Source organism: Flavobacterium glycines (genome assembly GCF_900100165.1).
In the GTDB taxonomy this organism is placed as follows: Bacteria; Bacteroidota; Bacteroidia; order Flavobacteriales; family Flavobacteriaceae; genus Flavobacterium; species Flavobacterium glycines.
In genome coordinates, this window is sequence record NZ_FNEO01000002.1 from 49,214 (window position 1) to 61,857 (window position 12,644).

The following is a 12,644-nucleotide window of genomic DNA, read 5'->3' on the forward strand; positions in this document are numbered from 1 at the left end:
GATAAATAAAATTTATTGAGAATCTTCAACAAATTATGACGCGGATATTCTAAAAATATTTTTTTAACTTTAAATTTAATATTAATCGAATTTCTCGTTGACACATAAAATTTACAGACTTTTATTTTAAAATTATATACCCAAAAGTTCCATTTTAACATTTTACCTTAACTGAACATTAAACCAATATTTTAAATATTATCTTACAATTTAATTCTAAAAACAGGCTAATTTCTTCAAATCCTGCATAAAATGGTTTGAAAATTGTATCGTAGGGGTCACAAACTAAAAATGCCAAACTTTACAGTTTGGCATTTTTTTTTATGTTTTTTACTAAAATCAACAAGTTATAGTAGGATAAAATATGGTTTGAATTTTATTAGAGTTACCTTGACTGGATTCAAATCAGTAATGTATTTAATGTTAGAACTATATTTTTTATTTATCCAACCTTTCTGAAAATCATTTTTACGCATATTGTTATACTACTCAGAAATCTTAAAAAATACTATCATGGCTCAAAAACTGAGATTATTGTGAAGATTTCAGAGCCTCTTTCTCCACCGATACAATTACTAAAAATCTGTAAAACTTATGTTTTACAACTTTTTTTATTGTTTGCTACACAACAAGACAGAATAATTATTTCAATATTTTATGTCCGTCTTTATTCATTATCATTTTTTATATTCCACTCTATCACATCCTCAACTATTGGTTTCTCGAAGTCAACCCATTTCTCATAGCCTTTGTCATTCAAATGAAGGCCGTCTTTGGTCAATTCCTTTGGCAGTTCGCCGTTTGCATCTGCAAATTGAGCATATAAATCAATAACTTTATAATAACCTTTAGCTTCATTTTTTTTAATGATTGTATTCACCGAAAGAATATCTTCTTTCAAGAATTCTCTTCGGCTAGGCAAAAGTGTCCGCACATAAATCTTTGTCGTCGGCGATTTGTGATGAATTTTTTTGGCAATTTTCAAGATGTTTTTGGCTACATATTCGGGTGACGGAACAATTTTGTCATATTTTAAAGCACGATTGTCTTCATTGTGATGGAGATTAAAGAGGTCATTAATTCCAATGAGGATAAATACCGCTTTGGGTTTGAAATAAATAATTTCATCCAAACGTTGCAATACGCCATCGGTACCATCTCCGGCAATTCCCCCGTTACGGATATTGTTTATCCCAAATCTGGCACTCCAATCTTTTCCTCCTTCCGTGATGCTATTGCCTATAAAGACAATTTCTCCAAACTCCAAAGGCTCTTTTTTAAACTCTTGAATTCGTTTTGGGTAATATTTTTGGGTCCAATCGTTATGATAGCGGCTTACTACTTTTTGGGTTGGGTATAATGCTGCTAATTTATTTGTCTCAACTGGAGCTGATTGTCCAAAAGTATTAATGCTTATAATTAAAAATAAAATTAGGCCTATTTTTTTCATAGTGTTCTGTTTGTGCTATTTCAACGGAATGTGGTTAATTGGAACGATTAGGTGTTATGTCTCGTCTTTCAAGAATGTCCAAAGATACAGTGAATACAAATCAAAAAGAGTTGCCAACTATGATTATTTTATGATACAATTGTTGTTTTTGCCTTTTTCATTTATTCCTAAATCACTCATATAAATATAGAAATCAAAAGTTAAAAAAACGTGCAAATTTTGAGTTAGAACAAGAATATAAAGACCAAAAAACGACCTTTTCAACAAAGTAATTCGGACTTTTGAACAAAACGCACTGGGGATAAGCATTCTATCTTTGTCTCAATAAAAATTTAAATCAAATTTAAAAAATGGGACAAAACAATTACAACGGAGCCTTGCAAAAACCGATAGGTTCTGGCTTCAACGCAACATCAACAACTACAGATGTAATCAAGGGAATTGACCTTGCAGAAAAAATCGCCATCGTAACGGGCGGTGACGGAGGACTTGGTTTGGAAATCACCAAAACATTGACTTCGGCTGGAGCAAGGGTTATTGTTCCTGCTAGAGATGTCGAAAAAACGAAACAAAATCTGGAAGGCATCAACAATGTAGAAGTATCCGCATTAAACCTGACTGATCCTGCTTCTATTAATGCTTTTGCAGAGAAATTTTTGGCTTCAGGCAGACCATTGCATTTGCTTATCAATAATGCTGGTGTAATGTGGACTCCTTTGTATCGTGACGAACGTGGCAATGAGGGACAATTTTCAACCAATCATTTGGGGCATTTTCAACTAACAGCCAAACTTTGGGAAGCATTGAAAAAAGCAAATGGCGCAAGAGTAATTACGGTTTCTTCTTCAGGACACCATTATTCGCCGGTACTTTTTGACGATGTAAACTACAACACAAGGGAGTACGATAAATTTGAAGCCTATGGACAATCCAAAACTGCCAATGTACTTTTTGCGGTAGAATTGGATAAACGAGCACTGCAATTTGGCGTTCGGGCTTATGCCTTGCACCCTGGGTTGATTTTGGAAACCAATCTGGGCAGACATTTAGCGTTTGAAGATTTTGTTACCTTGGGTATTTTAAATGCTGACGGTACACCAAATCCTCTAGCCGAAGAAGCAATGAAAAAAATACAAAAAACCAAGGAACAAGGAGCTGCCACAACAGTTTGGGCTGCAACGAGTCCAAAGCTTGAAAACATTGGAGGCGTGTATTTGGAAGATGTAGAAATTGCCCAATACGATGCAGAAAATTACGACAGTATTGCTGCTGCCTATAGAAACCCAGGCGGATTTGGAGGTGTGGCTCCCTTTGCATTAGACGCAGAAGCTGCCCAAAAACTTTGGACTTTGACCGAAGAATTGACCAACACAAAATTTGATATTTAATTAATTGAAAAAAATAAGGTTCACATCGTTGAGCCTTATTTTTTTACCTTTGTATTATGGCAACAAAACGAATCAATAAAAACGCTGAAATTGTTTTCAGCTGTAGCGGATCTACTCGTAACAATACCGAAATGATTGCGGAGGAACATTGCGTTGTTCGGGTGTTGTCGGGCGAATTAAAAGTGATTCAGTCAAGTAAAACCTATATTTTTGGGTTGGGCGAAACGCTTCTTTTTCCAAGAAATCAACTATCTACGTTAATAAAGTCCGATAAAGACGGCTTGCCTTACAGAGCCATTGTGGTAAAACTGACACAGGACGTTTTAAGGGCATTTTACGAACAAAAAAAATTGCAAACCACTCTGGTTTCTAAAACCGATTACATCATTCTTTTGTCCCAAAGTCCTTTACTCGATAGTTTTTTTGCTTCGATCTTGCCGTATTTCGACCTAAATTACAAATTACCGCAAGAACTCTCTGAATTGAAAATTCAGGAAGCGATTACCATTTTACGCTCCATAAACCAAGACATCGACAACATTTTTTCTGACTTTTCAGAACCTCATAAAATCAACTTGGTCGAATTTATGGAACGTAATTATATGTTCAATATGCCATTAGAAAAATTTGGATACCTGACCGGGCGAAGTTTGACCACTTTTAAACGTGATTTCAAAAAGGCTTACAACACCACACCACAAAAGTGGATTACCCAAAAGCGACTGGAACTAGCCCGTTTTCAAATAACTGAAAAAAAGAGAAAACCCATTGATATTTTTTATGAAGTGGGTTTTGAAAACTTATCCCATTTCTCTTTTGCTTTTAAAAAACAATTTGGGAAGAGTCCTACGGAGTTTGTAAATAAAACTGACAATGCTAGCTTTTAATACTACAATATAATGAAAAACTGTACTTTAATTAATTTTAGTTCAAGCATAAGATATTTGTTTCTTTAAAAAGAGATCAGGTACACTATATAAGAAACTCTTGAAAGAAATCTATATTTCCTGAAAAACTCAAAAAACGATTAAAAATTCACCTCTAAAAAAACAGTAAAACAAGAGATTTTGCTTCTGGATTTAATTTTTTACAAAAAATGAACAATGTTCAAAAATAAAACATATCTTTGTCAAATAATTCTAGAGGTATGAGTGTCGCAAATAGAAAAGCAAAAGAAAAAGAAGCATTAAAAGCATTGATTTTAAAAGGTGCCAAAAGACTTTTTATAGAAAAGGGTATTGAGCAAACGACAATTAGAAATATTGCTGACGAAATTGACTATAGTGTAGGTACCGTATATGTTTATTTTAAAGACAAGAATGCCATTTTACACGACCTGCATTCTATTGGTTTTCAAGAATTAGGAGGATATTTTGAGGAATTGTTCAGCATAGAAGATCCAATGGAACGATTACGAAAAATGGGATTTACCTACATAAAATTTGCCTTGGAAAATCAAGAAATGTATGATTTGATGTTTAATCTTAAAGCTCCGATGGAATTTTTGGAAAGTTCGGAAGAGGGAGGTTGGAATGAAGGGCTTGTGACTTTCAACTCCGTAAAAACAACAGTTCAGCAGTGCATAGAAAAAGGACATTTTAAAGGCCACAATATGGAACCGCTTTCGTTTATGGTTTGGAGTTTGGTTCACGGTATGTGCTGTCTCGAAATTCGTCAGCGAACCAAAGGCCTAAAATTCACAAATCCTGATACGATCCTACTGGATGGTTATAATGAGTATTTAAAAATAATAGATCGACTATAAATTTTTTTGTTCAAAAAAATGAACAATGTTCAATTAAAAAACAATGTATATTATGATTAAAAAGGCAATAATTCTAACAGCAGTGCTACTCGGATATCAAGGATATTCGCAAAGTAAGCTAGACGGCTACATAGAAACCGGACTAAAAAACAATGAAGTAATAAAGCAACATAATTTTGATATTAACAAAAGTATGTATGCTTTGAAAGAGGCACGTTCGCTATTTTACCCTACCGTTTCCTTAAACGGAAGTTATACCGTGGCAGAAGGCGGAAGAACCATCGATATTCCGATTGGCGACTTGATGAATCCTGTGTACAGCACTTTAAATCAAATGACAAATTCGAATGCTTTTCCGGCTTTAGAAAATCAGTCTGTTTTAATTAACCCCGATAATTTCTATGATGCAAAAATTCATACGACAATGCCCTTACTTAATTTTGAAATTATCTATAACGAAAGGATTAAAAACCAACAGACTTCATTACAAAAGATAGAATTGGAAATCTATAAAAGGGAGTTGGTTAAGGAAATAAAAATTGCCTATTACAAATATCTTCAGTCCATTGAAGGGATTAAAATTTACCAAGATGCCTTGGCATTGGTCAAAGAAAACCAAAGAGTAAACCAATCTTTATTTAAAAATGACAAAATCAACCGTACCGCAGTTTTGCGAAGTGATAACGAGGTAATACGGATTCAGGCGAATCTCGAAACGGCAAAGCAAGTCAGTAATAACGCCAAATCGTACTTCAATTTTTTGCTCAACGAAAAATTGGATTCCAACATTGAAACAGATAACAATGATACTTTACCCATTGACGCCATTACAGATAATACGCAAAACAGGGAAGAATTGCTAAAACTGACTCAGGTAAAGGAATTAAATGAAACTGTCGATAAACTTACTCAAGCCCATTGGTTTCCTACACTGAGCGGATTTGCCGATTTCGGTTTTCAGGATTTTGATTTTGAAGTGAACAAAGATTCACGATATTATTTTGCAGGCTTGGGTTTGCAATGGAATATTTTTTCGGGCAACAAAAACAAATACAAACTCAAACAGGTCGAAGAGGATTCTAAAAAAATAAGTTCCCAAACAGACAATGTAAGACAGCAATTACTGCTTCAGTTTCAGGTTTCGCAGAATAATCTGAAATCGGCATTGGAACAATTCTACGCCAATAAAAACCAAAAAGAATCCTCCAAAAAATACAATGACGACATCACCAAATTGTACAAAGAAGGACAGGCGATTTATATAGAACTTCTCGATGCACAGAATCAATGGGTAAACGCCCAACTCAATACCAATATTGCCCTCTATAATTCGTGGATTGCTTATGCCGAATTAGAAAGAGCCAATGCCACTTTTACTTTAAAAAACTAAAAATTAAACAATTATGAAGAAATTAATAATTATCCTATTCGTACTACCTCTTTTTTATGCTTGTAAAGAAGAAACAAAAGAACAGAAACCTTTTGAAAATGCCGATGTTATTTCGATTAAAACAGCAACGGCTCAATCATTGGCACTTGCAAGCAACATCAACGCATCGGGGTTAGTGACTACAGAAAACCAAGCCAATTATGGCTTTAAAATTGGAGGAGTTGTCAGTAAAATTTATGTAGAAGAAGGACAGTTTTTCAAAAAAGGACAACTTCTTGCCACTTTGGATGAAACCGAAATCGGTTCGGGCTTGAATCAATCGGATTTGAATGTCAAGAAATACGAACGTGATTATACTCGTGCCTTAAATCTTTACAAAGACAGTGTTTATACTTTGGAACAGCTTCAAAACACCAAAACAGGTTTGGACATTGCCCGAAAACAAAAAGATGCTGTTGCTTTTAATGCGCGTTATGCCAAAATTTATGCCACAGCCGATGGTTTTGTAACCGCAAAAATTGCTAATGAAGGTGAAGTGGTCGGTGCCGGATCTCCAATTTTGGCCATAAACGAAACTAGTAAAAACAACAATTATCTTTTAAAAGTGGGTTTAACCGACCAAGAATGGGCGGCTGTTGAATTGGGGCAAAAAGCAACTGTCACTCTTGATGGATTTCCTGACGAACAATTTGACGCTACTATTTTTAGAAAATCACAAGCGGCAGATGCTGCATTGGGTTCGTTTCAGGTGGAGTTGAAATTGGATATGAAAAACAGCAAACCGGCCGTGGGTATGTTTGGAAAAGCAGAAATCAAGGCCGAGAAAGCCGAAGACCGCATCATCATTCCGTACAACTCACTTCTTGAAGCCGACGGAAACAAGGCCTTTGTTTTTGTCGTGGCAAACAACAAGGTAAAACGTCAGCCTGTTACGATTGCCAAATTTGAAAACAATAAGGTTTTTATCAAAGACGGTCTTCAAAAAACGGATGAAATTGTGATTTCCAACAGTGCTTATCTCAACGAACAATCCACTATCAAAATCATTAAATAATAACGCTATGCAAATAACAAATTTTTCCGTTAAGAATTTTCAGTTCACACTGATTCTGTCGCTGTTAGTCGCTGTGGTTGGGGTGCTTACCTTATTCACAATGCCACGAGCAGAAGATCCTTCGACGCATCCGCCACAATATTTGATCACCGTTATTTATCCCGGAACGAGTCCGAAAGATATGGAGGAACAAGTCGTAAAACCTATCGAAAACAAGATTTACGGATTGGAAAATATCGAAAAAATACTCACCACTGTAGAAGATGGCGTAGCCGCTTTTCAGGTAAAATTCAAATACGGAGTGGATGTTGACAATAAATATCAGGAAATCTCTACCGAAATGAATGCTCTTAAAAACAGTGAATTGCCCAAAGATATTTATCAGATTAAAACAGAAAAAAATTCTTCTTCGGATGTAAAAATTCTTCAGGTTGCTTTGGTTTCTGAAAATGCTTCTGACAAAAAACTACGCGATGAAGCTGATGAACTAAAGGCAAAGATTGAAAAAATAACCAATCTCAAGGACGTAAAATACAGCGGAATTCCGGAACAGGAGATCCGCGTGGATTTGAATTTGGAAAAATTGGCACAACTAAAAATTCCATTAAATGTAGTAATGGGAAGTTTGCAAAGTGAAGCGGCCGATATTCCCGGCGGAAGTATCGATTTGGACACTAAAGTATTCAATGTAAAAACGAGCGGAAAATTCAAAAATGCCGATGATGTTGCCAATACTGTCGTTTACAATGCCAACGGAAAAATCATCTATATGAAAGACGTAGCCGAAGTGAGCTACAAATCGGAAGTGGTAAACCACATTGCAAGAATCAACGGACACCGATGCGTTTTGGTCACCGCCGGAATGAAGGACAACGTAAACATAAGCGATGTGCAAAAGCAATATTTACCAATTGTGGAGGAATTCTCCAAAGACTTACCTGCTAACATCAAACTAGTCAAGAATTTTGACCAAGCCGATATGGTGTCAAAACGTTTGGGACATTTAGGCTTTGACTTTGCATTGGCCATTCTTTTGGTTGTCATTACGTTGGTGCCATTAGGCGGAAGAGCCTCACTTATTGTTATGATTTCCATACCTTTATCATTGGCGTTGGGATTAATTGCAATGAATGCTTTAGGGTATTCCTTAAACCAATTGAGTATTGTTGGCTTGGTTGTCGCTTTAGGATTACTGGTAGATGACAGTATTGTGGTAGTCGAAAACATTGAGCGTTGGCTACGAGAAGGGCATTCCAAAATGGATGCTGTTTTAAAAGGAACTAAACAAATAGGAATCGCTGTTGTAGGTACTACCACTACTTTGGTAATTGCTTTTTTGCCATTGGCTTTTCTTCCGGATATGGCAGGCGAATTCATCCGAAGTCTGCCTATGGCGGTTATCACGAGTGTTTTGGCTTCTATGATTGTCGCGTTGACCTTGGTTCCGTTTTTGGGAAGCCGATTTTTAAAAACGCACGAGCACGGTGAAGGGAATATTTTTCTTCAGTATTTGCAAAAGTTTCTTACTAGAGCTTACAGGGATATTATGCCAAAAGCATTGAAATTCCCAAAAACTACGATTGCCATTTCAGTATTTTTAAGTGTAATTGCTTTTGGATTGTTTTCGGTAACCGGATTCAAATTGTTTCCAACTTCTGAAAAACCTATGTTTCTTATCAACATAAAAATGCCACTTCAGGCGAATATTACCGAAAGTGACCGAGTGACAAAGTTGGTGGAAGCAGAATTGAAAAACCATAAAGAAATAGCGTATTTCACTTCAAATGTGGGACACGGAAACCCGCAGATTTATTACAACGTTCATCCACAGGACAGAAAATCTGATTTTGCTCAAATTTTTGTTCAGTTAGATGAGGAAGCAAAACCTTCCGAAAAAACTATTTTGATACAAAAATTGCGTAACAAGTTCAAAACAATGCCTTATGCCAAAGTGGAGGTAAAGGATTTTGAACAAGGACCACCATTGGAAGCTAATATCGTCGTGCGATTATTTGGCGAAGACCAAGCGGTTTTACGCAAACTATCTTCTCAAGTAGAAACTATTTTACGAAATCAAGAAGGCACAGTTTATATCAACAACGAGTTGAATACGTATAAAACCGATGTTAAAGTAAAAATCGATAAAGAAAAAGCAAGAACATTGGGCGTACTAACAAGCGAGGTAGATAAAGTGATCCGACTTGCGGTGGCAGGACTAACCGTTGGCGATTACATTGATGACCGTGGCGATGCAAGAAACGTGACCATTACACTCCCAAGAGACAAGTTTTCCAAATTGGGCGCATTAAAAAGTTTGTACGTAAATAACATTCAAGGAACCCCGATTGCGTTGAATCAAATTGCGAGCATCACTTTTGAAACCGCACCCACAGCCATCAACCACTTTAACAAATCACCCTTTTCAAAAGTCAGTGCGATGACAAAAGATGGTTATTTAGCGAATGACCTGTTGGTAGATATTGTTCCTAAATTGGATAAACTAAAAATGCCTAAAGGCTATTATTACAAACTTTCGGGAGAAAAAGAATCCGAAGGCGATGCGTTGGGAGGCAATTTTCTTTCGGTAATCATATTGAGCGCCTTTTTATTCATTGCCGTTTTATTGCTGCAATTTAAAACGTTTAAGGGAATTATCATCGTACTGTCTATCATTCCATTAGGCGTTCTTGGTGGTGTGTTGTTTTTATTGGCGACAGGAAATCCAATGTCATTGGTATCGATTATCGGTTTCATTGGACTGTCCGGAATTCAGGTGAAAAACTCCCTTCTTTTGGTTGACTTCACCAATCAATTGCGACAAGAAGGAAAATCCATTGACGAAGCCATTGCCATTGCCGGTGAAACCCGTTTTCTCCCTGTAGTGCTGACATCCATTACGGCAATCTGCGGTTTGATTCCGCTAGCGGTGAATCCCAATCCTCAAATATCTCCGTTGGCGATTGTATTAATTGGTGGGTTGATAAGCTCTACCATCCTGGCAAGAATCGTTACTCCGGTAATGTATAAATTGATTCCGCCAAGCATAGAAAATAATTAACAACAATTTAAATTGATAAAATGAAAAAAACAATTTTAATAACAGGAGCATCATCAGGTTTTGGATTGATGTTAGCAAACAAGTTGCACACAGAAGGACACAATGTAATTGGTACTAGTAGAAATGCAGAAAAACTACAAGCCACAGTTTCCTTTAAAGTTTTGACTTTGGATATTACGAATGAGAATTCCATAAAAGAATTTACCAAGCAACTTTTTGAAACTATAGATCAATTAGATATTTTGGTTAATAATGCAGGTTATATGCTCACTGGATTAGCAGAGGAAACTTCAACAGAGGCAGGAAAACTTCAATTTGAAACTAACTTTTGGGGAACGGTAAATGTAACAAAAGCCATATTGCCTTATTTCAGAAAACAAAAGTTTGGTCAGATTATTACAGTTAGCTCAATGATGGGACTTATATCGTTACCTATGCACCCAATTTATGCTGCATCCAAACACGCCTTGGAAGGCTTCTTTAAATCATTACGATTTGAGGTAAGTCAATTTAATATCAAGGTTAGTATGGTACAACCTATGTGGGCAAAAACAAATATTGGCACGAATATGATTTCTATTGATGGAAATATAACAGACTACAGGAACTATAAACTGCAGGTGAATAAGTATATCAAAAATGGTTTGGCAGATGGAGACGATCCATCAATAATAGTGAGCAAAATTATCAAAGTGATAAACGCCAAAAATCCAAGGTTCCGAAACATTGTAGGGAAAATGGCTGGAATGGTTTTATTTCTTAATAATTATGCCTATTCTATGTTTGAAGGTGCAATACATAAAAGTGTAAAAACTGCAAAATAAAATAACTAAATTTAATCTGCCCTTTAAATTCATTTGCGCTCCTTTAAAAAACAAATGACTGAAACGAAAAAAATATCAAGGAGAGAATTAATTAAACAAGGAGGACTTATTTTATCAGCTTTAGCTTTACCTTTTCCATTAACAACATTTTTAAAATTTAACGAAATGACAGATAACAAAAATTTTGACGTAATCATAGTTGGCGGAAGCTATGCAGGACTTTCGGCAGCAATGTCTTTGGGACGAGCATTAAGAAATGTTCTGGTAATTGACAGCGGTTTGCCTTGTAACCGACAAACCCCTCATTCGCATAACTTCATTACGCAAGACGGAGAAAAACCAGGCGTTATTGCGGAAAAGGCAAAAAAACAAGTGTTGCAATACGACACCGTAAAATTCTTAACTGACCTTGCCGTTAATGGAAAGAAAACCGATAAAGGGTTTGAGATTTCAACCCAATCAGGGCAACTATTTTCAGCTAAAAAACTCGTTTTTGCAACAGGCTTAAAAGACATAATGCTAAACATTGATGGATTTTCTGAATGTTGGGGAATTTCAGTACTTCATTGTCCCTATTGCCACGGATATGAAGTGAAAAATCAAAAAACAGGGATTTTTGCAAATGGATACGGTGCATTTCATCTGGCTCGACTCATTCGTAACTGGACAAAGGATTTAACGATATTTACCAATGGAAAATCGGAATTGACCGCAGAACAAACCGATGAAATCAAACGACACAATATTTCAATAGTTGAAAAGGAAATCACCTCATTAAAACACAAAGACGGAGTTGTTGAAGAAATAATATTTGCAGACAATTCAACTTTTGAATTAAAAGCTATCTATTCAAGACCTCCTTTTGAACAACACTGCAAAATCCCCGAATTATTGGGTTGTGAATTGACCGAACAAGGACTTGTTAAAATAGATGCGTTACAGAAAACAACAGTGGATAATATATTTGCTTGCGGAGACAATACCAATCCTCTACGTTCTGTACCATATGCTGTATCAGCAGGGAGTATTGCAGGAGTAGCAATAAATAACGCAATGACAGAAGAAGAATTTTTGGAAAAATAATAGAAAATAAATGGAAAACAAAAGGCTTCAGTTACTTCAGAGTTTTATTGGAAAACCAATTTCAAAAAGTCCGTCCCATTCACCAAATGGTTGAATGGGACGGTTATTTTTACCTCCCAAAATCATCCTGTAATCTAACAATATCCTCTTCATCAGATGGGTTTTCAGAATCAGTATGTTGCCAAATTTCAGCAACTATTCCCCATGAATCCAATCCTATTAAACGATGACGTTCTCCTTTATCCATTTGGATAAAATCCTCAGGTGTAAGTTGTTGAATTTCTCCTTCTTCGTCTGTTGGACTTGTTTTTACACCCACAATTCCTGCTACAATTTTCCAAATTTCTGCTCTTCGGAAATGATATTGCCAGGACAAACGCTTATTCGGTGCAACTACCAAAATTTTAGGACTTAACTTATTAGTAATTTTAATTATATCCATCTCAAGATGCGGAAAATATTTAGCTGCAAAAACAGCTGCCTGATCTTCGTCAATTACGAAAAAACCACCCCAGGGTCTTGTTTCATCTTTCTTGACAACAGTAAAATTTTCTTTTTTTAATTCTGCTTCAATTTGTTCAAAAATGACTTTTTTATCAATCAGATTAGAAGTATTCAAATTCATTTCTATT

The 12,644-nt window shown here is 35.9% G+C and carries 10 protein-coding genes; 8 read left to right on the forward strand and 2 right to left on the reverse strand.

The features are described from left to right. Positions 1-667: 667 nt before the first annotated feature. Positions 668-1,450, reverse strand: coding sequence for a GDSL-type esterase/lipase family protein (locus BLR17_RS08800; RefSeq protein ID WP_066329896.1), 783 nt, complete (start codon positions 1,448-1,450; stop codon positions 668-670). A 350-nt stretch (positions 1,451-1,800) separates the two neighbouring features. Between BLR17_RS08800 and BLR17_RS08805 the strand changes: the two genes are divergently transcribed. From BLR17_RS08805 to BLR17_RS08840, 8 genes are all read left to right on the forward strand, one after another. Continuing rightward, a complete protein-coding gene (locus tag BLR17_RS08805; protein WP_066329895.1) occupies positions 1,801-2,838 on the forward strand; it encodes an SDR family NAD(P)-dependent oxidoreductase in 1,038 nt (345 codons plus the stop codon). Between the two features lie 56 nt (positions 2,839-2,894). Then, the gene (locus BLR17_RS08810) at positions 2,895-3,725 is read left to right on the forward strand and encodes a helix-turn-helix domain-containing protein (protein ID WP_066329892.1); all 831 of its coding nucleotides are present in this window, start codon (positions 2,895-2,897) and stop codon (positions 3,723-3,725) included. Between the two features lie 260 nt (positions 3,726-3,985). Further along, positions 3,986-4,603, forward strand: a complete 618-nt coding sequence (locus tag BLR17_RS08815; RefSeq protein WP_066329891.1) for a TetR/AcrR family transcriptional regulator — start codon at positions 3,986-3,988, stop codon at positions 4,601-4,603. 52 nt (positions 4,604-4,655) lie between these two features. Further along, entirely contained in the window at positions 4,656-5,993 is a 1,338-nt protein-coding gene (locus BLR17_RS08820) for a TolC family protein (protein WP_245683129.1), read from the forward strand. Positions 5,994-6,006: 13 nt separating this feature from the next. Beyond that, the gene (locus BLR17_RS08825; protein WP_066329890.1) at positions 6,007-7,047 is read left to right on the forward strand and encodes an efflux RND transporter periplasmic adaptor subunit; all 1,041 of its coding nucleotides are present in this window, start codon (positions 6,007-6,009) and stop codon (positions 7,045-7,047) included. A gap of 7 nt (positions 7,048-7,054) precedes the next feature. After that, a complete protein-coding gene (locus BLR17_RS08830) occupies positions 7,055-10,105 on the forward strand; it encodes an efflux RND transporter permease subunit (protein ID WP_066329889.1) in 3,051 nt (1,016 codons plus the stop codon). A 20-nt stretch (positions 10,106-10,125) separates the two neighbouring features. After that, complete coding sequence (locus BLR17_RS08835; RefSeq protein WP_066329886.1) at positions 10,126-10,929, forward strand: SDR family oxidoreductase; 804 nt, start codon at positions 10,126-10,128, stop codon at positions 10,927-10,929. A 54-nt stretch (positions 10,930-10,983) separates the two neighbouring features. Then, complete coding sequence (locus BLR17_RS08840) at positions 10,984-12,012, forward strand: NAD(P)/FAD-dependent oxidoreductase (protein ID WP_066329885.1); 1,029 nt, start codon at positions 10,984-10,986, stop codon at positions 12,010-12,012. Positions 12,013-12,121: 109 nt separating this feature from the next. Here BLR17_RS08840 and BLR17_RS08845 read toward each other — a convergent pair whose 3' ends face one another. Beyond that, the gene (locus tag BLR17_RS08845; RefSeq protein ID WP_174544394.1) at positions 12,122-12,637 is read right to left on the reverse strand and encodes a cupin domain-containing protein; all 516 of its coding nucleotides are present in this window, start codon (positions 12,635-12,637) and stop codon (positions 12,122-12,124) included. Between the last annotated feature and the right edge of the window lie 7 nt (positions 12,638-12,644).